At 71.7% G+C, this 21,007-nt stretch carries 22 protein-coding genes; 11 read left to right on the top strand and 11 right to left on the bottom strand.

Annotation, left to right across the window (positions count from 1 at the left end; genetic code table 11):
- Nucleotides 1-39: 39 nt before the first annotated feature.
- Nucleotides 40-912, bottom strand: a complete 873-nt coding sequence (locus OHT01_RS29575) for an MHYT domain-containing protein (protein ID WP_328556154.1) — start codon at nucleotides 910-912, stop codon at nucleotides 40-42.
- A 278-nt stretch (nucleotides 913-1,190) separates the two neighbouring features.
- Between OHT01_RS29575 and OHT01_RS29570 the strand changes: the two genes are divergently transcribed.
- Both OHT01_RS29570 and OHT01_RS29565 read left to right on the top strand, forming a co-directional pair.
- Nucleotides 1,191-2,057 carry a glycerophosphodiester phosphodiesterase gene (locus tag OHT01_RS29570; RefSeq protein ID WP_328556153.1) on the top strand — a complete coding sequence of 289 codons (867 nt, stop codon included), beginning with the start codon at nucleotides 1,191-1,193 and terminating at the stop codon, nucleotides 2,055-2,057.
- Between the two features lie 79 nt (nucleotides 2,058-2,136).
- On the top strand, nucleotides 2,137-2,691 hold the full coding sequence (locus OHT01_RS29565; RefSeq protein ID WP_328556152.1) for a methylated-DNA--[protein]-cysteine S-methyltransferase: 555 nt from the start codon (nucleotides 2,137-2,139) through the stop codon (nucleotides 2,689-2,691).
- 33 nt (nucleotides 2,692-2,724) lie between these two features.
- On the opposite strand, the gene OHT01_RS29560 is transcribed toward OHT01_RS29565, so the two are convergent.
- A complete protein-coding gene (locus tag OHT01_RS29560) occupies nucleotides 2,725-3,087 on the bottom strand; it encodes a cupin domain-containing protein (RefSeq protein WP_328556151.1) in 363 nt (120 codons plus the stop codon).
- A 189-nt stretch (nucleotides 3,088-3,276) separates the two neighbouring features.
- Between OHT01_RS29560 and fdhA the strand changes: the two genes are divergently transcribed.
- The 3 genes from fdhA (at nucleotide 3,277) to OHT01_RS29545 (ending at nucleotide 6,685) form a co-directional block, all read left to right on the top strand.
- Complete coding sequence (gene fdhA / locus OHT01_RS29555) at nucleotides 3,277-4,509, top strand: formaldehyde dehydrogenase, glutathione-independent (protein ID WP_328556150.1); 1,233 nt, start codon at nucleotides 3,277-3,279, stop codon at nucleotides 4,507-4,509.
- 128 nt (nucleotides 4,510-4,637) lie between these two features.
- The gene (locus tag OHT01_RS29550; protein ID WP_328556149.1) at nucleotides 4,638-5,543 is read left to right on the top strand and encodes a pseudouridine-5'-phosphate glycosidase; all 906 of its coding nucleotides are present in this window, start codon (nucleotides 4,638-4,640) and stop codon (nucleotides 5,541-5,543) included.
- Between the two features lie 218 nt (nucleotides 5,544-5,761).
- A complete protein-coding gene (locus OHT01_RS29545) occupies nucleotides 5,762-6,685 on the top strand; it encodes a carbohydrate kinase family protein (RefSeq protein ID WP_328558317.1) in 924 nt (307 codons plus the stop codon).
- 69 nt (nucleotides 6,686-6,754) lie between these two features.
- On the opposite strand, the gene OHT01_RS29540 is transcribed toward OHT01_RS29545, so the two are convergent.
- Nucleotides 6,755-7,549 carry a methyltransferase domain-containing protein gene (locus OHT01_RS29540; RefSeq protein ID WP_328556148.1) on the bottom strand — a complete coding sequence of 265 codons (795 nt, stop codon included), beginning with the start codon at nucleotides 7,547-7,549 and terminating at the stop codon, nucleotides 6,755-6,757.
- Nucleotides 7,550-7,809: 260 nt separating this feature from the next.
- Between OHT01_RS29540 and corA the strand changes: the two genes are divergently transcribed.
- Nucleotides 7,810-8,937, top strand: a complete 1,128-nt coding sequence (gene corA / locus OHT01_RS29535) for a magnesium/cobalt transporter CorA (protein ID WP_328556147.1) — start codon at nucleotides 7,810-7,812, stop codon at nucleotides 8,935-8,937.
- Nucleotides 8,938-9,023: 86 nt separating this feature from the next.
- On the opposite strand, the gene OHT01_RS29530 is transcribed toward corA, so the two are convergent.
- Nucleotides 9,024-9,461: a CBS domain-containing protein gene (locus OHT01_RS29530; RefSeq protein ID WP_328556146.1), complete on the bottom strand. Its 438-nt coding sequence runs from the start codon at nucleotides 9,459-9,461 to the stop codon at nucleotides 9,024-9,026.
- Between the two features lie 119 nt (nucleotides 9,462-9,580).
- Nucleotides 9,581-10,222: a uridine kinase gene (locus OHT01_RS29525; RefSeq protein ID WP_328556145.1), complete on the bottom strand. Its 642-nt coding sequence runs from the start codon at nucleotides 10,220-10,222 to the stop codon at nucleotides 9,581-9,583.
- Between the two features lie 631 nt (nucleotides 10,223-10,853).
- Between OHT01_RS29525 and OHT01_RS29520 the strand changes: the two genes are divergently transcribed.
- The 3 genes from OHT01_RS29520 to OHT01_RS29510 all read left to right on the top strand — a co-directional run bounded on the left by OHT01_RS29520 (nucleotide 10,854) and on the right by OHT01_RS29510 (nucleotide 13,843).
- Nucleotides 10,854-11,555 carry a DUF2293 domain-containing protein gene (locus OHT01_RS29520; protein ID WP_328556144.1) on the top strand — a complete coding sequence of 234 codons (702 nt, stop codon included), beginning with the start codon at nucleotides 10,854-10,856 and terminating at the stop codon, nucleotides 11,553-11,555.
- A gap of 148 nt (nucleotides 11,556-11,703) precedes the next feature.
- Nucleotides 11,704-12,183, top strand: coding sequence for an anthrone oxygenase family protein (locus tag OHT01_RS29515; RefSeq protein WP_328556143.1), 480 nt, complete (start codon nucleotides 11,704-11,706; stop codon nucleotides 12,181-12,183).
- A gap of 166 nt (nucleotides 12,184-12,349) precedes the next feature.
- Complete coding sequence (locus OHT01_RS29510; RefSeq protein ID WP_328556142.1) at nucleotides 12,350-13,843, top strand: glutamate synthase subunit beta; 1,494 nt, start codon at nucleotides 12,350-12,352, stop codon at nucleotides 13,841-13,843.
- Nucleotides 13,844-14,130: 287 nt separating this feature from the next.
- Here the strand turns inward: OHT01_RS29510 and OHT01_RS29505 are convergent, their stop codons facing one another.
- The 3 genes from OHT01_RS29505 to OHT01_RS29495 form a co-directional block, all read right to left on the bottom strand.
- Nucleotides 14,131-14,934 (bottom strand): SAM-dependent methyltransferase, encoded by an 804-nt coding sequence (locus tag OHT01_RS29505; protein WP_328556141.1) that lies wholly within the window; start codon nucleotides 14,932-14,934, stop codon nucleotides 14,131-14,133.
- Nucleotides 14,935-15,082: 148 nt separating this feature from the next.
- The gene (locus tag OHT01_RS29500) at nucleotides 15,083-15,361 is read right to left on the bottom strand and encodes a DUF397 domain-containing protein (RefSeq protein WP_037624764.1); all 279 of its coding nucleotides are present in this window, start codon (nucleotides 15,359-15,361) and stop codon (nucleotides 15,083-15,085) included.
- Nucleotides 15,362-16,222, bottom strand: coding sequence for a helix-turn-helix domain-containing protein (locus tag OHT01_RS29495; RefSeq protein ID WP_328556140.1), 861 nt, complete (start codon nucleotides 16,220-16,222; stop codon nucleotides 15,362-15,364).
- Nucleotides 16,223-16,482: 260 nt separating this feature from the next.
- Between OHT01_RS29495 and OHT01_RS40205 the strand changes: the two genes are divergently transcribed.
- Together OHT01_RS40205 and OHT01_RS29485 are read left to right on the top strand one after the other, a co-directional pair.
- Nucleotides 16,483-17,289, top strand: a complete 807-nt coding sequence (locus tag OHT01_RS40205) for an ATP-binding protein (protein ID WP_443043464.1) — start codon at nucleotides 16,483-16,485, stop codon at nucleotides 17,287-17,289.
- A gap of 59 nt (nucleotides 17,290-17,348) precedes the next feature.
- Nucleotides 17,349-17,732 (top strand): hypothetical protein, encoded by a 384-nt coding sequence (locus OHT01_RS29485; protein ID WP_328558316.1) that lies wholly within the window; start codon nucleotides 17,349-17,351, stop codon nucleotides 17,730-17,732.
- Between the two features lie 100 nt (nucleotides 17,733-17,832).
- On the opposite strand, the gene OHT01_RS29480 is transcribed toward OHT01_RS29485, so the two are convergent.
- The 3 genes from OHT01_RS29480 to OHT01_RS29470 form a co-directional block, all read right to left on the bottom strand.
- Nucleotides 17,833-18,006 (bottom strand): hypothetical protein, encoded by a 174-nt coding sequence (locus OHT01_RS29480; protein WP_328556139.1) that lies wholly within the window; start codon nucleotides 18,004-18,006, stop codon nucleotides 17,833-17,835.
- A gap of 166 nt (nucleotides 18,007-18,172) precedes the next feature.
- The gene (locus tag OHT01_RS29475) at nucleotides 18,173-18,859 is read right to left on the bottom strand and encodes a DUF899 domain-containing protein (RefSeq protein ID WP_328556138.1); all 687 of its coding nucleotides are present in this window, start codon (nucleotides 18,857-18,859) and stop codon (nucleotides 18,173-18,175) included.
- A gap of 128 nt (nucleotides 18,860-18,987) precedes the next feature.
- Nucleotides 18,988-20,934 carry an FUSC family protein gene (locus OHT01_RS29470; protein ID WP_328556137.1) on the bottom strand — a complete coding sequence of 649 codons (1,947 nt, stop codon included), beginning with the start codon at nucleotides 20,932-20,934 and terminating at the stop codon, nucleotides 18,988-18,990.
- Nucleotides 20,935-21,007: the final 73 nt, after the last annotated feature.

The following is a 21,007-nucleotide window of genomic DNA, read 5'->3' as shown; positions in this document are numbered from 1 at the left end:
GAATCCACCGTACGACCCCGCACTGACAACCGGGCCCCATCACCTGCTCTGCGGAGTCCGGGAACGGCTGTATCCGCGTTCCCGCACGGGGCGGGCGGCCGGACGACGGCCGGGACGCGAGGCGACGTGATGGGCCGGGATGCCCGGTCGCCTGATCTCGGCGGGGCGCCGGTCTGGCCTGCCCATGACCATCTGCGGATCGAACATCACGACGACGCCCGCCAGGCAGAGGAAGGCCAGCGGGCCGATCATCATGGGCGCGAGGAGCGCGGCCGCCGATTCCCCGGCGGGGGTGCCGCCGGTCGGGCCGTGCAGATGGACGCTGAGCGCGGCCATGCCCATGTAGTGCATACCGCTGACGGCCAGCCCCATCACGAGGCTCGCACCCACGCTCCAGAGGAATCCGCGTACTTGTCCCGCGGCCCATAGGGCGGCGATGGCGGCCACGACGGCGATGACGACCGAGGCGGAGACGGTGAGCGTGTTGTACGCGAGCTTCCCGTTGAGCCGCATCCCGGCCATGCCCAGGTAGTGCATCGAGGCGATGCCCAGGCCCGTGACGGTCCCTCCGGTGAAGAGCGCCGCCCCGGTCGCACCCTGGTAGCCGACGATGAAGATCCCGGCACCGACCATCAGGACGGCGACGCCCAGACTCGCGAACGTCGTCGGCTTGTCGTAGTGGACGGGGGTCTCCTCGACCGTGAATCCCATCATCGCGATGAAGTGCATCGTCCAGATGCCGGACGCGATCGCGACCGAGCCGAGCGCGAGCCAGCCGGCTCGCCAGGAGCCGGCGACGAGCAGGGATCTGGTGGTGCAGCGAAGCCCCAGAGCTCCGCCCAGGCAGGCCATGAAGTACGCCACCAGCGGTGTCACGAGTCCGTAAGTGAAGCCGTCGACCGTGCCTTGCATGCGCGGCTGCCTTTCCCGCCCTGTTACTCCTGGAACTGTCCGGAACGCCCCCGCCCTCCGGACCGCCGGAGCGGACCGGGTTGAGGCGAGAGTATGACCCCCACCGGAATGGTCGAACGATAATCCGGCAAAGAATCACGACCTCTCCCCACTTGTGCGGCGCCAGTGAGCGGACTTGGACAACTCCATTCAATCCGCGGTCATCCCACTTCCCCCCTCTGTCGACTCTCTGCTGTCAGTCTTGTACCGACCGTGATCGTCCGACGCGAGGAGAACGCATGCACGCGCGCGTTGCCGCCGCCACGACCGCCGCGCTTCTTGGGGGAGCCGTTCTGATACTGCCCAGCCCGCACGCCAAGGCCGGCGACCGGATCACGGCACCGCTGGTCGTCTCCCATCGCGGTGCCTCGGCCTACGCGCCCGAGAACACCCTGGCCGCCATCGACCACGCGGCCGCGCTGGGGTTCGACTGGGTCGAGAACGACGTCCAGCGCACGAGGGACGGTCGGCTGGTCGTCCTCCACGACGCCTCGCTGGCCCGCACGACCGACGTCGCGAAGGTCTATCCCGGCCGAAGCCCCTGGAAGGTCAAGGACTTCACCGCGGCCGAGATCGCCCGTCTGGATGCCGGGAGCTGGTTCGGCCCCCGGTTCGCGGGCGCGAGGGTGCCGACGCTGCGGGAGTACATGGAGGGTGTCTCGCGCAACCACCAGAAGCTCGTCCTGGAGATCAAGAACCCTGAGCTCTATCCGGGCATCGAGCGGCAGACGCTCAGGCTCCTGAGCAACGAGGGCTGGCTCGATCCGGTGCACCTCCGGAACCGGCTGATCGTCCAGAGCTTCAGCGCGGCCAGCGTCCGGACGGTGCACGATCTGCGGCCCGGCATCACGACGGCGTTCCTGGGGACGCCTCCCGTCGCACAACTGCCCCGGTACGCGAGGTTCGCCGACCAGATCAACGCCGATCACCGGTCGCTGTCGGCCGGCTACGTCTCCGCGGTCCACGCGCTCCACGGTCCGCACGGCCCCATGAAGGTCTTCGCCTGGACGGTCGACGACGCGGCCACCGCGCGGCGCATGGCGGGCTTCGGGACGGACGGCGTCATCACGAACGTGCCCGACGTGATCCGGAGGGCTCTGCGCTAGCCCGCCGTCGCCCGGGGCGCGGACACGTGCCGGTTCCGCGCCCCGGGCGTTGTCAGTGGCGGGCCGTACGGTGGAGCGCATGAACAGCCACGGGCGGTACGAGCAGCAGGTCGTGTGGTGCGTCGTCGGCACGGACATCGGTCCGCTGCTCCTCGCGGCGACGCCCCAGGGCCTGGTCAACGTCGTCTTTCACGCGACGGACGAGGTGCGCGACAGGGCGCTCGACCGGCTCGCGGACCGGCTGGGCAGCGAGCCCGTCGAGGCGCCCGGGTCCCCGCTGCTCGCCGAGGCCGTACGCCAGGTCGAGGCGTACTTCGCGGGCGAGCGGCACGACTTCGACCTGCCGCTCGACTGGTCGCTGATCTCGGGGTTCAACCGCCAGGTGCTGCGCGAGCTGAACTCGGGCGTTCCGTTCGGTTCCGTCGTGGCCTACGGAGACCTGGCCGGGCGGGTGGGCGAGCCCAGGGCGGCCCAGGCCGTGGGGGTGGCCATGGGCTCGAATCCGCTGCCGGTCGTGGTGCCTTGCCACCGGGTGGTCGAGAGCGACGGCGGGATCGGCGGTTTCGGTGGCGGCCTGGAGACCAAGCGGAAGCTGCTGGCCCTGGAAGGAGTCCTCCCGGAGCCGCTGTTCTGAGGTCACCACCGGGACCGTGTGCGCGTCCGTTCCTCAGAGGCTGATGTGGTACGCCTTGCGCAGCGTCTCGTGGACCGTCCACGTCGTACGGTCGCCCTCGCGCAGGAACGCCGCGTCGCCCGGGCCCACCTCGATGACGTCGCCGCCCTCCACCTCGATGGTGGCGCGACCGCTGACGACGACGAAGAGCTCGTTCGCCTCGGTGTCGGTCACCACGCCGGGCGTGATCTGCCAGATGCCGCGCAACTGCTTGCCGTCGGCGGACTCCCACAGCACCTTGCCCGTCACGACGGGGTCGCCGGAGACGATCTGGGCCGGGTCCAGCGGCTCGGGTTCGAGTTCGGCGTCGGGGATGTGCACGGCGAAGGACGGCGTGGCCTGGGAGTTCATGGTCATGAGCGCACACCCTAAGGGCCGGGCCGCCGCCCGGGACGACGAGGGTCCCCCCGACGGGCCCGGCGTCGCACGGCACTTCGAGAAAGTCCTGACGCGGAGGGTGGCCGTACCCCGCGGCCGGTAGCAGACTCCGCCGTGCGAACAGCCGCTGGCGTCCGAATCACGGAGCCGAAGGGACGGCGATCACGCATGAGCGGAAGCGGAAACAGGGCAGTCGCCTATCTCAAGCCGGGTGCGGTCGAGGTCAGGACCATCGACCATCCGACGCTTGAACTGCGGGACGGGCCGGGCGTGGCTCGCGACAACGTCGGCCGCAAGTGCCGGCACGGAGTCATTCTCAAAGTGCTCGCCAGCAACATCTGCGGCAGTGACCAGCACATGGTGCGGGGCCGTACGACCGCACCCGAGGGGCTGGTCCTCGGACACGAGATCACCGGAAAGGTACTGGAGCGCGGTCCGGACGTCGAGTTCATCGAGGTCGGGGACATCGTGTCGGTGCCGTTCAACATCGCCTGCGGGCGGTGCCGTAACTGCAAGGAGCGCAACACCGGCATCTGCCTGAACGTGAACCCGGCGCGTCCGGGAGCGGCGTACGGCTATGTCGACATGGGCGGCTGGGTCGGCGGCCAGGCCGAGTACGCCATGGTTCCGTACGCGGACTTCAACCTGCTGAAGTTCCCGGACCGCGACCAGGCGCGCGAGAAGCTCCTGGATCTGGCCATGCTGTCGGACATCTTCCCGACCGGATTCCACGGCGCGGTCACCGCCGGTGCCGGGGTCGGTTCGACCGTCTACGTCGCCGGGGCGGGCCCGGTCGGACTGGCCGCCGCCGCGTCGGCGCAACTGCTGGGCGCCGCCGTCGTCATCGTCGGGGACCTCAACGCCGAACGCCTCGCCCAGGCGCGGAGTTTCGGCTGCGAGACCGTCGACGTCTCCCAGGGCAGTGTGACGGACCAGATCGCGCAGATCCTCGGTGAGCCCGAGGTCGACGCGGCCGTCGACGCCGTGGGCTTCGAGGCACGGGCGCACGGCCGCAACGGTCAGGAGGCGCCCGCGACCGTCCTCAACTCGCTGATGGGGCTCACGCGCGCGGGCGGCGCCCTGGGCATCCCGGGCCTCTATGTCACGGACGACCCCGGAGGGATCGACCAGGAGGCGAGGACCGGGACGCTGAAGGTGCGTCTGGGCCTGGGATGGGCCAAGAGCCACCGGTTCACCACGGGCCAGTGCCCGGTGATGCGCTACCACCGGGGGCTGATGAAGGCGATCCTGCACGACCGGGTGCACATCGCCAAGGCGGTCAACGCGACGGTGATCGGCCTGGACGACGCGCCGCGCGGCTACGCCGAGTTCGACCAGGGTGCCTGCCGCAAGTACGTCCTCGATCCCCATGGGGCGCTGACGGGCGTGCGGCCTGTCTGATCCGGGCCGTCGAAGGGGTGCTCCCGCGCGCGTGGAGCACCCCTTCTCCGCGCGGGGGTTTGGCCGGGCGCGCCGCTCGCCAGAGATCCAAGGACGGGGAACGTCGACCGGTGACAGGAGGCAGGCGCGTGATCGTGGTGTCCGAAGAGGTACGGGAGGCGCTCGAAGCGCGTCGGCCGGTGGTGGCCCTGGAGTCGACGATCATCGCCCATGGGCTGCCCCGGCCGCGCAATCTGCAGGTCGCGCTCGAACTGGAGGATGTCGTCCGGGAGGAGGGTGCGGTACCCGCCACGATCGCCGTGCTCGACGGCCGGCCTCACGTCGGCCTGGACAAGGAGCAGTTGGAGCGGGTCGCGAACGAGGACGGGATCCGCAAGCTGGGCCACCGCGACCTGCCGCTCGCGGTGGCCGCGGGGGCGAGCGGAGCGACGACCGTGTCCGCGACGGCCCTGCTGGCGACCCGCGCGGGGGTACGGGTGTTCGCGACGGGAGGGCTCGGCGGTGTGCACCGCGAGTGGACGGTGACCCAGGACGAGTCCGCCGATCTGGGCCTGCTGGCACGTACCCGCGTCACGGTGGTGTGCGCGGGCGTCAAGTCGATCCTGGACGTTCCGGCGACCCTGCAGCGCCTGGAGACGTTGGGCGTGGCGGTGGCCGGGTACGGCACGGACCGCTTCCCCGGCTTCTATCTGTCCGACTCGGGACACCCCGTGGACTGGACCCTGGAGTCGCCCGGGCAGGTGGCGGAGGTGATGCGCGCTCAGGACGCGCTGCTCGCCCCCGACTCGTCGCTCATCGTCGCGAACCCGGTGCCCGAGGACGAGCAGCTCGATCCCGGGCTCCACGCGCGCGTGCTCGCCGACGCGCTGCGGGCGTGCCAGGCGGAGGGTGTGACAGGACAGGCGGTGACACCGTTCCTGCTGGGCTATCTGGTCCGGCACACGGACGGTGCCTCACTCCGCGCCAATCTGGCGGCGGTACGCGGCAACGTACGCCTCGCGGGGCGGATCGCGGCGGCCTGGGCGGGGGCGTGAGCGGCACGGACCGGAGCGCCCCGGGCAGTGGCGGCGCCTCGACCGGCCGCGGGGGCGGGTCGGCCGGGGCGGCGGGCCGGACGGGACGAGGGGGCGCGACCGGGGCCGCCGACGAAGCCCGTGACACCCGTGACACCGGTCGAGGCGACCTGGAGTGGGGTGGGAGCGGGGCGGGTCGTCCGGAGGCGGGCCGGACCGCGCGGGCCGCCGAAGGCGCTCTGCTCGTCGTCGGGGACGTGGTCACGGATGTCGTCGCCCGGTATCGCGGGCCGCTGGCGGCCGGCACCGACACGGTCGCCGCCATCCGGACCGTACCGGGCGGCGCGGGCGCCAACGTCGCGTGCTGGGCGGCGTACGAGGGCTGTGCCGAGGTACGGCTGCTCGGCCGGGTGGGCGGCGACGCGGCCGCGTGGCACGGGCGCGAACTCGCGGCGAGCGGCGTACGGCCCCTTCTGGTGACCGATCCGGAGGCGCCGACCGGAACGGTGATCTGCCTGGTGGACACCGGCGCGTCGGCGGAGCGTACGTTCCTCACGGACAGCGGGGCGTCGCTGCGGCTCGCACCTGAGGACTGGTCGCCGACACTGCTCGACGGGGTCGCGCGGCTGCATCTGTCGGGCTACCTGTTCTTCTCCGAGCCGAGCCGGGCGCTGGTGTCGGTGGTCCTGGCGTCGGCACGCGCGCGGGGTGTGCCGGTGAGCCTCGACCCGGCGTCGGCGGGGTTCCTCGACGAGCTGGGCGTGGACCGATTCCTCGAACTCTGCGCGGGCGTGGACGTCCTGCTGCCGAGCCGGGACGAGGCGTGCCTGCTGACAGGGCTGCCCGATCCGGCCGACGCGGTGGCCAAGTTGAGCCACCACTTCCCCTTGGTCGTCGCCAAACTGGGGCGCGACGGGGCCCTGGTCGCCCGTTCCGGAAGCGTCCGGGCCGCTGTTCCGGCGCTGCCCGCGACGCCACGGGACACGACGGGCGCCGGTGACGCGTTCACCGGCGCGTTCCTCGCCGCCCTGCTCGCCGGTGCCGGTGCCGAGGACGCGGCGCAGGCGGGGTGCGCGGCGGGCGCGAGGGCGGTGGAGCGGGTCGGTGGACGACCGCCGGCGGGAGGCCGACAGCGAAGTGGAGGAGAGACGCGAGTCCGCTGACGCCTAGGCCGTGTCACGGCGTCCGGTTGAGGACGCCTCCAGGCGTCCGAAGCGGCTTCCCGCCCTCGCTCAGTTCTTGCGCCCCCAGGCGGAGATCATCGGCGCTGTCGCCAGGTCCATGGATCCGGCGGCGACGTTCGCCAGGTGCTGGTCGATCTCCTCCTGGGTGGCCAGGCCGGCGGTGACGAGCCGGTCGCGGATCTGACGGACCGTCGCGGATTCCAGCGTGGTGCAGGCGGGTGAGGTGACGGGGAAGTACGCGTCGGCCTCCACGTCCCGCAGTCCCGCCTCCCGCAGCAGTCGCGGGAGTTTGCGGCCGTAGGCGAGGTCGGCACCGCGCTCGGCGAGCAGTTTTCGGAAGCCCTGGCGCAGCCGGTTCGCGAGCTGCTGCTCGGGGCCGTACTCATCGGGGCAGAGCAGGGGCTGCAGGGCGGGGTCGGCGTCCTCGACGAGGAGCCGGCCGCCGGGCCGCAGGGCCTTGATCATCGACCTCAACGCCCGGTCCCGGTCCGGTACATGGACCAGCACGAGCCGGGCGTGCACGAGGTCGAACCCCTCTCCCGGCGGTTCGTCCGCGGCGACGTCGTGGACGCGGACCTCGACCGGCGAGCGCGCCGCGGAGGCCGCCCACGAGATGTCGATGTCGGTCGCGACGACCTTCCCCGTCGGACCGACCTTCTTGGCCAGCCAGGACACGACGGACGTGCCGCCCGCCCCGACCTCCCAGCAGCGCCATCCGGACCCGACGCCGAAGCGCTCCATGTGCCGGAACGTCGTGGGGTCGAAGAGAGCGGCGAAGGCGTCGAAGCGCTGCCCCGCCTCGGTCCGCTGGTTGTCGAGGAGATACCCGTCGGCTTGCGTCATGGGGAGATCATCCCAGTTGACCCCCTTCTCGCGAATCGTCGACGCTCCCTTTGCCGGCACTCGCGCCACCTGCCGGTTTCCCGCCCGACGCGCTCGGGCGCGGCCGGGTTCCGCCGCGTGAAGCCGAGCCGTCCGGGCAGCCGGAACGGCGGAACGGAACCTTCCGTTCCCACAGCCTTTTCCGGTGTCCGACCAGGCCTGGCAGACTGGCGCGCCAGGCGCACAGTGCGGCCCGGGGAGACCCACGCGAGGAGATCCAGATGTCCATGGCAGGGAATTTGCGGAAGGTGACGGCTCTCGGCGCGGTCGACGGCCTCCGCAGAGTGGCCCGGCTGACGCGGCGCAGGCGCCGGGTCGACCTGAGTCACCCCGCCCGGTCGCCGTTGGGCTCCTCGGTGGTGAACTGTGTGGCATACCGGGACGGCGTCCGCATCCCCGAAGGCCGCGATCTGGTCGACACCGTGCAGCGGATCCGCAAACGCGACGAGGGATTCGTCTGGCTCGGGCTGCACGAACCGACCGACCAGGAGTTCGCTGGCATCGCCGAGCTCTTCGACCTGCATCCACTGGCCGTCGAGGACTCGGTGGAGGCGCATCAGCGTCCGAAGCTGGAGCGGTACGGCGACACGCTGTTCGCGGTGTTCAAAACGGTCTGCTACGTGGAGCACAAGGAGTTGACGGCGACCAGCGAGGTGGTGGACACCGGCGAGATCATGGTGTTCGTCGGGCCGGACTTCGTCATCACCGTGCGGCACGGACGGCACGGATCCCTGGGCCCGCTCCGCGAGGGACTGGAGTCCGATCCGCAGCAGCTGTCCAAGGGGCCGGCCGCGGTCCTGCACGCGATCGCGGACCATGTGGTCGACGACTATGTGAACGTCACCGACTCCGTCCAGTCGGACATCGACCAGGTCGAGGCCGATGTGTTCGCGGAGAACGGCGCACGCGCGGACGCGGGCCGCATCTACCAGCTCAAGCGTGAACTCCTCGAACTGAAAAGGGCCGTGGTCCCGCTCGCCCGGCCGATCCAGGAGCTGGCGACCCGGCCGACCCGCGTGGTCGACCCGGAGATACAGGCGTACTTCCGGGACGTCTCCGACCATCTGCTGCGGGTCACCGAGCAGATAGCCGCCTTCGACGAACTGCTCAACTCGATCCTGCAGGCACATCTCGCGCAGGTGACGGTGGCGCAGAACGAGGACATGCGGAAGATCACGGCATGGGCGGCGGTCATCGCCGTCCCGACCATGGTCTGCGGTGTGTACGGAATGAACTTCGACAACATGCCCGAGCTGCACTGGAGGTTCGGCTACCCCATCGTCATCGGCCTCATATCCGTCGGCTGTCTCGTCCTCTACCGGGGATTCAGGCGCAACGGCTGGCTCTGACACGTCTCCCGCCCGGCACGGCCGGCCGGACGAGAGCACGCGTCGCGCACTCGGCACGCAGGGGAGGAACGATCGGATCGGCGGGCTCAGCCCATCGCGCCGCTCGTGCCCCTCGCGTACACGCTCTCGACCCAGGAGGCGAGTTGTTCGTCGCTGACGTGCTGGGCGAGGTCGGCCTCGCTGATCATGCCGACAAGCCGCTTGTCCTCGATCACCGGCAGCCTGCGGATCTGGTGCCCCTTCATCTCCTGGAGCACTTCGCCGACGTCTGCTCCGGCGTCGATCCAACGCGGTGTGCCATGGGCCATCTCGCCCGCGGTGACCTGTGCGGGGTCGTGCCCCATGGCCACACAGCCGACGACGATGTCGCGGTCCGTGAGGATGCCGCAGAGTCGTTCGTTCTGGTCGCTGATGGGCAGGGCGCCCACGTTGAGCTCGCGCATCAGCTGGGCGGCGCGGTCCAGGGTCTCGTGGGCGGGGATCCACTGGGCACCACGGTGCATGATGTCTCCGGCGGTGGTCATGTAGTACCTCCCGGTGCCGGACGGCCGGCGCGGCGCGGAACACACCGCTAGTCCCGGCGCCCTTCATTCTCGCCGTGCCCCAGGGGCCGCGCACCTGGGGCACGTGCCGGCGGTCGCGGTCAGCCGTTCCAGGCCGGGTGGCGGGGGTCGTCGGCTCGCACCAGGACGTCGGCCGCGGTGGCCGGGTCCGCCTCGCTCTCATAACGGGCGAAGGCGGGGAGGGTCCAGTGCTCCGCCTCGGGGGTACGGCGGCGGAGGGCGCCCTGGGAGAGGAGTACGTGGACGCTGAGGTCGAACGGGAACCAGTGGCGCAGGAGGAGGGGGCCATGGAGCAACAGGATTCCGCCGGGCGGGAGTTGGACGTAGGGACTGCGGGTGGCCCGGTCGGTGGCAGGGTCCAGGAGGTCGGGCAGGACCCTGCCGTCGCCGCCGGGTTCGAGTGGACCGAAGACCTCGCGCCAGAGAGCGCCGGTGTCGAACCAGCCGTCGTAATAGGCCTCGACGTCCTGGTGACCGTATTCGAGCCGGAGCGAGGCGGGGCGCAGAAAGCCCTCAGCGCCGACGACCAGTGAGGTACGGCCGCGCAGGCGCAGCGCTTCGGAGACGCGGTGCGCGAGTTCGCCGGGGCGGGCGGCCGGGGCCGCGTCGAAGGCAACGCGCGGCCAGGGGCTGCCGTCCTGCGGTTTCAGGTCGAGCAGACGGTCGGCGAGGAGGTCGCCGAGCCGTTCCCAGGTGATCGCTTCGAGTCGCACAGGGCCCATGATGCCGTGCGCCCACGCGGTCCCGACCGGCAAGGCGGGCCGCAAGCGGGCGAGTACGGCACCGGACGGCCGGGACGCCCGGCGGCCCCCGCGCGACGGAGGGCGTCCCCGATCGCCGGCGGGCGGCAGCATCGGACGGCAGGGCCCCCGCCGCGCCGAGGTATCGGGCCGCGGGGACACAAGGGCGTACGGGCGCGTCGGGCGCCCGGGACGTGACAGGCGCCGCGACGCGAGGCAGGGCGGGGCGGGGCGGGGCGGGCGAGGCACTCTGAACGCGGGGCATGAGAAGGCACCCGGAGCACGGGAGCGGGAGGTGCCGGGACACGGGACGAGCGAATACTCCCGGAACACGGGGCATGAGAGGACGCCCGGAACGCGGGGTGCGGGAGGTGTCGGGGCGGGGGACGCGGGACGGGCGAAGGCACCCGGAACCGGAACCCGCGGCGAGCGAGGTGTCGCGCCGCGAGGCGAGCGAAGGCGCCCGAAGCACGGGGCATGCGAGGGCAGCCGGAAGGCGGGGCATGAGAGAGCGGCCGGAAGTCGGGGCGGGCGAGGTGTCGGGGTGCGGAAAGCGTGTCGGGGTGTCGGGCGACGACGTAGATGTGGGGGCGGTGCGGGGAAGGAACCGCGTATGGCTCCGATCGCTGATCCTCCGCACCGGAACGGACTCCTCGTCGTCCAGCCGCTCAAGAAGCGGCGCTGTGTCGAGTGCCGGAGCGGGCCGCTCGCGCTCCTGGTGCTGGAGGAGGGGGCGCCCAGGTGTCTGGACTGCGCGGATCTCGGGCACCTGGTGTTCCTGCCTCGCGGCGACACCGCCCTGACGCGCAGATCGCGGGAGGGCGGCGCGCTGTCCGCGGTGGTGGTGCGGTTCAACCGGAGACGGGGCCGGTACGAGCGGCAGGGCGTCATGGTCGAGGAGGCGGCGCTCGCTCTGGCCGAGGAGCGGTGTCTGGCGGACGCGGAGGCGCGCAGGCGACGCCGGGCACGGGACGCGCGGCGCCGGGAGGCGGAGGACGTCCGCTTCACGGACGTGTTCGCACGGGAGATACGCCGGCTGTTCCCCCGCTGTCCGGACGACCGGGCGCGGGCGATCGCCACGCACGCCTCGGTGCGCGGCAGCGGACGCGTCGGGCGGAGCTCGGCGGGTCGCGCGCTGTCCGAGGCGGCGGTGACCGCGGCGGTCCGCGCGTCCGTACGGCACACGGAGACTCCGTACGACCAGTTGCTGATGAGTGGCGTTCCGCGGCACGAGGCGCGCCGTCGGATCGCGGCCGACGTGGACACGAGGCTCCTGGAGTGGCGCGAGCACGAGGAAGTCGGCGCTCGGGCGTGAGGGGGCGGCCCGACCGTTGTGCGGGGGCGCTCACCCGGGTGTCCGTGTCGGTCGGCCCGGACCAGGGCCGTCGTGGCGGATTTCGCTTGTGGTGACGGTCGGCGCTGTGCAGGATCTTGGGTCCGGCCGGTTCGACGCGGGAGTGGACATGATCGATGGACCGTATTTCGTGCTGACGGTGCTGGGGGTGCTCGGCTGCGGCTTGGTGGCGGGGGTGTTCTGCGGGTTCTCGACCTTCGTGATGAGGGCGCTCACCCAGCTGCCGCCCGCGCAGGGGGTCGCCGCGATGAAGGCGATCAACGTCGCGGCGGTCCGCCCCCCGTTCATGATCGTGTTCGTCGGGTCGGCGATGCTGTGCTCGGTGCTCGCGGTGGTGACGTTCGTCCTGCTGCCGGACGACGGGACGGTGGAGTTACTGCTCGGCAGCGCGCTGTATCTGTTCGGGGCGTTCGGGGTGACGATCGCGGCGAACGTCCCGCGCAATGACGCCCTGCAGAGACTGGACCCCGGGACACCGGAGGAGGCCGCCTACTGGCCCGCGTACGTACGGCAGTGGACGCGGTGGAATCACGTCCGCGCCGTCGCCTCGGCCGCCGCGGCGGTGTCGTACGCGCTCGCCCTCACCTGAGTCGCCGGTCTCCTGACCAGGCCGTCGGCCCGCCGTCGGCTGGGGCGGCGGCGCCCGCGCGGGGGACGTATCGTGGCGGGAAAGGAGTGCCGCCCGGATTCCGTGGCCGATGACGGCCGGCGGCCGTGCGGCCCCGCACCGGTACGCGTACATGAGGGAGACGGCCATGGCCGATCCCAAGGGTTTCATGACCACACCGCGCCAGGAGTACCCGCGTCGGCCTGTCCGGGAACGGGTACGGGACTGGAACGAGGTGTACGTTCCCGGAGCCCTGCTGCCGATCATCGAGAAACAGGCCGACCGGTGCATGGACTGCGGTGTCCCCTTCTGTCATGAGGCGTGCCCGCTGGGCAATCTGATCCCCGAGTGGAACGACCTCGTGTCGCGCGACGACTGGCGGGCGGCGAGCGACCGGCTGCACGCCACGAACAACTTCCCCGAGTTCACCGGGCGGTTGTGCCCCGCGCCGTGCGAGGCCGGCTGCGTGCTGGCGATCAACCAGCCGGCGGTCACGATAAAGAACGTCGAGGTCGCGATCGCCGACCGCGCCTGGGAGGACGGTCTCACCCCGCCGCGTCCGCCGGACCGGCTCTCGGGGCGGACGGTGGCGATCGTCGGATCGGGGCCCACCGGGCTCGCCGCGGCACAGCAGTTGACGCGGGCCGGGCACACGGTGGCCGTGTACGAACGGGCCGACCGGATCGGCGGCCTGCTGCGGTACGGCATCCCCGCGTTCAAGATGGAGAAGCGGCATCTGGACCGGCGGCTGGAGCAGATGCGCGCGGAGGGAACCAAGTTCCGTACGTCGACGGTGATCGGCACCGATATCGGGGCGACCGAGCTCAAGGCCCGCTACGACGCGGTGATCCTGGCGCTCGGGGCCACGACCTGGCGTGAACTGGACGTCCCCGGACGGCAGTTGGCCGGCATTCATCAGGCGATGGAATACCTTCCGCTGGCCGACCGGGTGTGCGAGGGGGACCTGGAGGTCTCCCCGTTGTCCGCGGCGGGACGGCATGTGGTGATCGTCGGCGGCGGCGACACGGGGGCCGACTGTCTGGGGACCGCCGTGCGCGAGGGCGCCGCGTCCGTGACCCAGCTCGACATCTATCCGCAGCCGGAGGCCGAGCGCGACGAGGACGCCGAGCCGTGGCCGACGTATCCGAAGATCTACCGGCTCTCCGCCGCGCACGAGGAGGCGGGCACGCTGGGCACGGCGCCCGCCGCGGACGCGGACGCGCGGCTCTTCGCCGCGTCCACGCTGCACTTCGAAGGCGGCGCGGACGGGCGTGTGAGGTCGCTGCATCTCGTCGCGGTCGACGAGCGGCGCGGCCCGGTCCCCGGTTCCGGGCGGACCCTGCCGGCCGACCTCGTGCTGCTCGCCCTCGGATTCTCGGGCCCGGACCGGCACGACGGCCTGATCGACCAGTTGGGACTGGCACTTGAGCCGCGCGGCACGATCGCCCGCGACGCCGGCTTCGGCACGAACGTTCCCGGGGTGTACGCCGCCGGGGACGCGGCCCGCGGCCAGTCGCTCATCGTGTGGGCGATCGCCGAGGGCCGGGCGGTCGCGGCGGCCGTGGACCGGGCGCTGAGCGGGGCGGGGCGCGGACACCTGCCGGCCCCGATCGGACCGTACGACCGGCCCATGACCGCGTAGCGCCGCCACACCGGACCCCGGACCCGGGGAGGCCGCCGCACCCGACCGGACCCGAGGGGCCGCCGCACCGGACCGGACCCGTGGGCCGCCGCACCGGGCCCCAGGCCGGTGGGCCGCCGCGCCGGACCCCGGGGCCCCGGCTTCTTCCCCGGGAAGCCCTCACCCCGCCGCCGCGCGCCCACCACCGCGCCCCACCATCGAGTCCGCGCCGCTGTGTTCCCGCCTCCGCACCCCATGGCCGTGAACACGTGGACGGGGTGTCCGGTCGGGCGACTCTCCCGCGACACCTACGGTTTGCGTCCCACGGCCCCGTACCCGGGGATGACCCCGTCGTCCTGTCCCGGCACCGGTTCGCCCAGTTCCGGGTGCCACTCGTGGACCACCGCGACGCCCGGCTCGACCAGGTCGAGGCCGTCGAAGAAGCGGGTGAACTCCTCCTGGGAGCGCAGTGCCAGGGTGACGCCCGCCGCCTTGAGCTTCGCGATCGCCGCCGCCGACTCCTCGGGAGTGAAGTCGGCGGTGGCGTGGGTGATCATCAGGTAGCTGCCGGAGGGCAGTTCGGACAGCAGCCGGCCGACCAGGGCGTGCGCACCGTCCGCGTCGGAGACGAAGTGGAGCAGTGCCACGAGGGAGAGCGCCACGGGCCGGCTGAAGTCCAGGACCTTCCTGGCCCCGTCGAGAATGGCGTCCGGGTCCCGCGCATCGGCCTGCAGGTACTCGGTCACTCCCGCGTCCGAGCTGCGCAGCAGGGCTTCCGCGTGGGCCAGCACGATCGGGTCGTTGTCGCAGTACACGACCCGCGCGTCGGGCGCGACCGCCTGGGCGATCTGGTGAAGGTTCGGCTCGGTCGGGATGCCCGTGCCGATGTCGAGGAACTGCCGCACGCCGTTCTCCGCCAGCCAGCGTGTGGCGCGTTGCATGAAGGCGCGGTTGACCCGGGCCATGACCGGCACCCTCGGGTCGAGGGCGAGCATCTGGCGGCCCATCTCCTCGTCGACGCGGTAGTTGTCCTTGCCGCCGAGGTACCAGTCGTACATCCGCGCGGGATGGGGTTTGCTCGTGTCGATTCCGATGGGGGGCTGCCCGGTCATGACGGTCTCCGTAAGTCCGCGCCGTGGTGGGTGATCAATTCAGAACCAAATTCAGGAAAGTCGAGAGACAGGGAAGTCGAGAGACAGGGAAGTCGGGAGGGAGGAAGTCGGGGCAAGTGAAAAGTCAGGACAAGGGGAAGCAAGTCGTTCAGGAGAGAAGGAAGTCCGCCTCTCCCGCTTTCGCGCCCTGGATGAACGCGGTCATCTCGCCGGGCGTGTAGATGAGCGCGGGACCGTCCGGATCCGCCGACTGGCGCACGGCGATACGGCCGTCGGCGAGTTTCATCGCCTCCAGGCAGTTGCCGCCGTTCCCGCCGCTCCACGGCTTGTGCCAGCCCTCACTGCCCAGTTCACGGGCGGGCATTCCGTTGTAGATGCGCACGTCGCCTATTCGCGGGTTGATGCGTTCCGGCGTGATGCGTTCCATTCACAGCTCCTTGCGGAGATCCCGGAGGATCTCCTTCGTGCGATGTGCCGTAGCGGCTTGAGCCGCCATGCGGTCCATGACCTCCAGGTGGGTCGCCACCTCGGAACGCGCGTCCAGGTAGACGGCGCCGGTCAGGTACTCGCTGTAGACCATGTCCGGGAGTTCCGGCATGGCGAATCGGAACAGCACGAAGGGCCCGTACGTGCCGGGGTGCGGACCCGAGGAGAACGGGATCACCTGCAGCGTCACATGGGGCAGCTTCGTGGCCTGAAGCAACTTGTCGATCTGAGCACGCATCACCTCGGGACCGCCGATGGTGCGGCGCAGCACCGTCTCGTCCATCACGGCCCAGATCCGGGGCGCGTCCTCACGCGTGAGCAGATTCTGCCGCTGCATGCGCAGCGCCACATGGCGCTCGATGTCCTCGGGCCGGGTCTGCCCGATGGCCCCGGCCTTCAGGACGCCGCGGGCGTAGTCCTCGGTCTGCAACAGGCCGGGAATGAAGTGGGGTTCGTAGGAGCGCAGCAGGGCGGCCGCGCCCTCCAGGCTGACGTGCATGGAGAACCAGTCGGGCAGGATGTCGTGGAACCGCTGCCACCAGCCGGGTTTGTTGGCGTCCTCGGCCAGTTGGACGAAGGCCTCGGCCTCTTCGTCCCCCACGCCGTACGACTTCAGCAGGAGCTGGAGGTACGGAATTTTGAGGGAGACCTCGGCCATCTCCATACGGCGGACCGTCGCGGGGGCGACACGCAGGATCCGCGCGGCCTCCTCACGCTTGAGACCCGCGCGTTCCCGCAGGTCCAGCAGTCGCCGGCCGAGGACGACCTGGCCGACCGTCGGCGCGGACCGCGGTTCGCTCACGTCCCACCTCCACTGAGTCCGGACAGCCCCGTTGGCGCCGTCCGGGTTCTTCCTCGTCTTCCTCGACGATCCCAACTGGCGCCGCTCGGCTTGCTGTTGCCAGCAGTGTGCCACGCGCCCCCACGGCGTCACACGGCACTCTGCATTTTTCAGAGTGAGTCTTGCCAAGTGTTCACGGCGGGGAGATAGTGGCAACCGTGATTCCGTCCGCGCCGTTAGGAACAGACGCAGCCGAAGACCGGTCCGGTCTCCGTGCCGCCATGGGGCAGCACCCCGGTGCCGCCGCCGAGCGCCGGTTCCGCTTCGAACTGGCCGCACACCCGGGCTCCGTTGCTCAGGCGAGACGCCTGACCCGGTCCCGCCTGTCCGGCTGGGCGGTGTGCGAGGACACCTGTGACACGGCGGCCCTCGTGGTCTCGGAACTGGTCACCAACGCGATCGTGCATGCCGCCGGGCAACGCGTCGTCTGCGAACTGCACGATGCCGACGACCTGGTGCGCATAGCCGTGTGTGACGAGGGATGCGCTCCCGGCGAGCCACACCCCTCACCGCAACGGCCCGACGAGGAGCACGGGAGGGGATTGCTTCTCGTCGCGGCAGTGTCCAGGGCCTGGGGGGCCCAGGACACCGGGCCCGGCCTGCTGGTGTGGGCGGAGATCGCGCGCTCCGCAGGCCGGGCCCATGACACGGCCGAGACCGCCGGGGAGACCTGGCCGGACCAGGGCGACTTGGACGGCCGGCACGATCTGGACGACCGGCACGACATGGATGATCCGGACCGGCCGGAGGTCGAGTTCGAGGCCGAACCGGGTGCGGGGCCGCACGGCCGGCTCCGCGAGGTCCGGTCCGACCCGGGTCCGCGCGACCCGGACACCGGCCCGCGGGCCGACCTGGGCTGGAGCGCGAAGAAGCCCCCGAACGAGGGCCGGGGCACGGGGACGGAGGGCTACTGGGGGGCGGGAACCATGGGGAACCCCCAGTACCCCTCCGCCCGGAGCCAGAGACAGGACCAGAGCCGGAGTCTGAGTCGGATTCGGAGCCAAGATCGGGATCGGGAGAGCCTGTGAGCCGTACGTCTGCGGCGGGGCCCGCGGCGCGGGTCCTGAGCCTGGACACGCTGGTGCGCATGAAGCGCGGACGGCGACCGTCCGGGCCGCCGAGGCGTCTCCCCGTCCCCGAAGGCATGAAGGTGCCCTTGGGCTGCGACGCGGTGTCGGTGCCCGCCCACTTCGGACCGCTGCTCCTGTCGAGGCTGCCGCGTGTGGGCTGCGTCTACGCGGACGCGACGCAGTGGTGGTGGATCGTTCCCTCCGACTCCGATGTCGCCCTGGAGTGGCCGGCGCCCGCCCACTACGTCACGGGTGCGGTCGTGCCGGACTCACCGGGGATTCCCGGGCTCATCCACAAACCGGATAGCACGGTTCCGTATACCCCGCCGATCCCCCTCTATCTGGCCCTGTGCCGGGCCACGGGAACGACACCGGCCTGGTCACGGCCGATCAGCGCCTGATCCCCGTTTCACGGCCCGCAGGGAATTGATCCGCGCCCGTGGGGGATCGACCGCGACCGCCTCACCCGACGGCCTCACTCTCGGCTCTCACTCACGGCTCTCACTCGCCGCTGTCGACACCACCCACGACGACCAGGAAGGCGTCGGAGGCGAGATCCATGACGACCTCGGCGGCCTGCCCCTCCTGGCGGCGCGCCTGCGCGAACTCCTCCGCGGGCCACGACCCGCGTGGTCCCCCGGCGGGAAAACGCTCCAGCACCATTCGCCCGTTCACCCTTTACCTCCATGTCGCGCTGCTGTGCAGAGTTAAACGCCTGCCATGGGGTGAACGGCTCTGGAAGTGACGGTACTGAGACGAAGTCGACACCAGGTGGTAGACCGGGTCACCGTGCCTGTTCGTCGGCCCTCGGGCCCGTCGCGTCGGGCTTCGTACGCGCGCCTCAGACTTCGTACTCGTCGTGGTACCGGACGCGTTCGCTGCCCGCGGGCGCCCCCAGCGCGGATGCGCGGCCCCCGGGCTCCTCCCACTCCTCCTGCCGCCCCAGCGCGGTGAGATCCAGGAGCGAGGTGGTCGACCCCAGGCCGTCGAGGCCACGGTCGTAGGTGGAGTACGTATGGAAGACGCGTCCGCGGTCGCGCAGGAAGCAGCTCATCCCGGGCCGCTCGTAGGGTTCGGGATCGGCGAACGACACCTGGAAGTCGTAGTTGAAGTCACTGTCGTACGACGAGTACCAGGGCACGGTCCAGCCCATCCGGGCCTTGAACGGCAGGATCTTCGTGTACGGCGCCCGGGACACCGCGGCGAACTCGGTTCCGCGGGACCGCAGATGGGCGAGGTGCCCGATCTGGTCGAGGAACGCCGAGCAGCTACGGCAGCCCGCGTCCCAATCGGGCGCGAACATGAAGTGGTAGACGACGAGTTGGTCCCGTCCGCGGAAGAGTTCGGGCAGCGCCGCCTTTCCGTCGCCGCTCTCGAAGACGTACTCCTGGTCGACCTCGACCATCGGCAGCCCGCGTCGCTCCGCGTTGAGGGCGTCACGCGCGCGGGTGGCGGCCTTCTCCTTCACCAGCAGTTCCTCGCGCGCCGCCTGCCACTCCTCACGCGAGACGATCTGCGGAAGCGTCATGTGCTCCTCCTACGGAAGGGTGCCTACTCTGTGGTGGACGCCCGGGAGAAGCAGAACTCATCGAAATGTCGCCAAGATTCTTCCGGTGCCGGCGAGCATCCGGCACGGACCGAACGAGCCCCCGGGCGTCAGACCGCGACGGGAGGCACGGGCGCCGCCCCGAGTCCCGCCCGCTCGCGCCCCTCGGCCAGTTCACCGAGCAGTTCGGCGATCCGGTCGCTGTGCTCGGGCGTGAGCCGTCCGGTGTCGTCGAGTTGCACAGCGCATGCCGTGGTCGTGTCGACGAGCCGTTCCAGGGTGGCCGCGAGCCCGTCCGTACCCTCGGAGTGCCGTGCCAGGGCGGGGAGTTCGGCGGCGGCGAGGTCGATCGAGGCACGGGCCTCGGCGAGCGCGCGATAGGCCTCCCGGCGCAGGACCCAGCGGCCCGTGCGGTCACGGGCCGTGCCGTCGCTCAGCACATGGACGAGGTAGACGTCCGCCGCCTCGGTGGCCCGGGTGAGCCTCGCCCGCACGGTCCCGCCCCGCTGTCCGAGCGTCGGCAGATGCCCGACGAGCAGCACGATCGCGCAGGCCAGCAGCGTCTCCACGATCCGGTTCCAGGAGGCCTGCGGCTCACCGCCGACCATCACGAGGGACAGGACGAGGACGGTGACGACGGCGGTCTGCGCGGCGAAGTGCCGGGTGGCGACAGGGATGAGCGCGCCGCTGACCGCGACCAGGGCGACGAGTCCCTCCGGCCGCGGCAGCACGAGGGCGAGCCCCGCGAAGGCGACCGCGCCGAGGACGGTTCCCGCCGCCCGGCACAGCACGCGGGATGCGAGCGGCCCGAGGTCGGGCTTGACGAGGAAGACGGCGGTCGCGGGGAGCCAGTACCAGTGCGGGTGGTTGCCGTACCAGCGCGCGTGGTGCAGGGCCTGGGCCACGGCGACGCTCGCGCCGAAGCAGAGCGCGACCCGGATGCCGTACTCGCGCCCCGCGGAACCGAGAGCGGTGCGGAGCAGGGACACGGCGGTACGCCGCCTGGCGTGCAGGACGTTCCCGGAACCCCGGTCGAACGCCTCGGCCGCGTGCAGCAGGGCGTCGTGGAGGGCGCGCAGCGCGGGGACGACGGAGGGCGCGGTCCGTCGCACGGGCGGCCGTGCGTCCGACGTCGAAGCGGCGCCGGAACCCCGCGGGCGGAACCGGGCGCCGGGGACGGCGGGCGCCGGCAGCGGACCGGTGGGCGCGCCGGTGCGGACGGCGACGGCGAGCCGCCGCGGGCCCTCCGCTGCCCGCGCGGGCACCGCCTCGCCCGACCAGGCGAGCGCGGTCGCGGCCTCGGCGAGCGGCAGGGCCGCGGCGTACTGCGCGTGCAGCCGCCGCTCGGCCGTGGAACTGGCGTACCGCCGCAGCCGGGGCCCGTCGAGCGCGTCCTGCGCCTGGTCGAGGGCCGCCGTCAGGGCGACGCGTCGCCGGGTCGCGTCGGGTCCGCCCGCCGCGAGCAGCAGTCGGGCGACGGCGTCGTAGACCCCGGCGACGGCGTCACGCTCCCCGTCGAAGCGGTAGTCCCCGGCGTTCACCGCGGTCGTCGGCAGTGCGAGCCGGAGCGCGAGCAGCCAGCCCGCCCCGCCGAGGAAGAGGAGCGCGCGCACCCACCCCGGTTCGGGCAGCGGCATCCCGGCCCCGATCGCCGAGGCGACCAGCAGTTGGGTCCCCGCCCCGGAGGCCACGGGTCCGACCGCGCTGACGCCTCCGGCGAACAGTCCGAGCCCGGTGAGGACGAGCGTGAGCGTGACCGCGCCGGTGTGCTGTCCGGCGTACGACCCGATGAGCAGACCGGTGGCTCCCGCGAGGGCCGGCACCCCGAGCCGCTCGACGGCGACCCGTCGGCTGCCAGGCCTGTCGTTGATCCCGGCCAGCATCGCGCCGAGGGCGGCGATCACTCCGAGTGGGGTACGACCGCTCAGTACGGCCACGAGCAACAGCGGCCCGGCGGCGAGCGCGCCCCGCAGAACCGCGTTCCAGGGGACCGGGCCGCGCTGCGCGCGCAGGGCATGGGCGAGCCAGGGTGGTACGGCGAGGCGGGTGAGGTGCACGGGGCTCCTGTCGGGCGAGGGCGGGTGCCTTCGGGCGACGTCGGCCGGGCTCGTGTCGTGACCAGGGTAGTGC

It is taken from the genome of Streptomyces sp. NBC_00358 (genome assembly GCF_036099295.1).
Taxonomy (GTDB): domain Bacteria; phylum Actinomycetota; class Actinomycetes; order Streptomycetales; family Streptomycetaceae; genus Streptomyces.
The sequence above is the reverse complement of the archived record's forward strand: the minus strand, read 5'-3'. Positions and strand labels throughout refer to the sequence as shown.

Bases quoted from the DNA above. Each gene is read 5' to 3' on its own strand.
- OHT01_RS29505 (WP_328556141.1), bottom strand. From the start codon at position 14,934: ATGACCGGGCAGCCCCCCATCGGAATCGACACGAGCAAACCCCATCCC.
- OHT01_RS40205 (WP_443043464.1), top strand. From the start codon at position 16,483: ATGGGGCAGCACCCCGGTGCCGCCGCCGAGCGCCGGTTCCGCTTCGAA.
- OHT01_RS29530 (WP_328556146.1), bottom strand. From the start codon at position 9,461: ATGACCACCGCCGGAGACATCATGCACCGTGGTGCCCAGTGGATCCCC.
- fdhA (WP_328556150.1), top strand. From the start codon at position 3,277: ATGAGCGGAAGCGGAAACAGGGCAGTCGCCTATCTCAAGCCGGGTGCG.
- OHT01_RS29485 (WP_328558316.1), top strand. From the start codon at position 17,349: ATGAAGCGCGGACGGCGACCGTCCGGGCCGCCGAGGCGTCTCCCCGTC.
- OHT01_RS29520 (WP_328556144.1), top strand. From the start codon at position 10,854: ATGGCTCCGATCGCTGATCCTCCGCACCGGAACGGACTCCTCGTCGTC.
- OHT01_RS29560 (WP_328556151.1), bottom strand. From the start codon at position 3,087: ATGACCATGAACTCCCAGGCCACGCCGTCCTTCGCCGTGCACATCCCC.
- OHT01_RS29500 (WP_037624764.1), bottom strand. From the start codon at position 15,361: ATGGAACGCATCACGCCGGAACGCATCAACCCGCGAATAGGCGACGTG.
- OHT01_RS29570 (WP_328556153.1), top strand. From the start codon at position 1,191: ATGCACGCGCGCGTTGCCGCCGCCACGACCGCCGCGCTTCTTGGGGGA.
- corA (WP_328556147.1), top strand. From the start codon at position 7,810: ATGTCCATGGCAGGGAATTTGCGGAAGGTGACGGCTCTCGGCGCGGTC.
- OHT01_RS29575 (WP_328556154.1), bottom strand. From the start codon at position 912: ATGCAAGGCACGGTCGACGGCTTCACTTACGGACTCGTGACACCGCTG.
- OHT01_RS29540 (WP_328556148.1), bottom strand. From the start codon at position 7,549: ATGACGCAAGCCGACGGGTATCTCCTCGACAACCAGCGGACCGAGGCG.
- OHT01_RS29515 (WP_328556143.1), top strand. From the start codon at position 11,704: ATGATCGATGGACCGTATTTCGTGCTGACGGTGCTGGGGGTGCTCGGC.
- OHT01_RS29475 (WP_328556138.1), bottom strand. From the start codon at position 18,859: ATGACGCTTCCGCAGATCGTCTCGCGTGAGGAGTGGCAGGCGGCGCGC.
- OHT01_RS29525 (WP_328556145.1), bottom strand. From the start codon at position 10,222: ATGGGCCCTGTGCGACTCGAAGCGATCACCTGGGAACGGCTCGGCGAC.
- OHT01_RS29565 (WP_328556152.1), top strand. From the start codon at position 2,137: ATGAACAGCCACGGGCGGTACGAGCAGCAGGTCGTGTGGTGCGTCGTC.
- OHT01_RS29510 (WP_328556142.1), top strand. From the start codon at position 12,350: ATGGCCGATCCCAAGGGTTTCATGACCACACCGCGCCAGGAGTACCCG.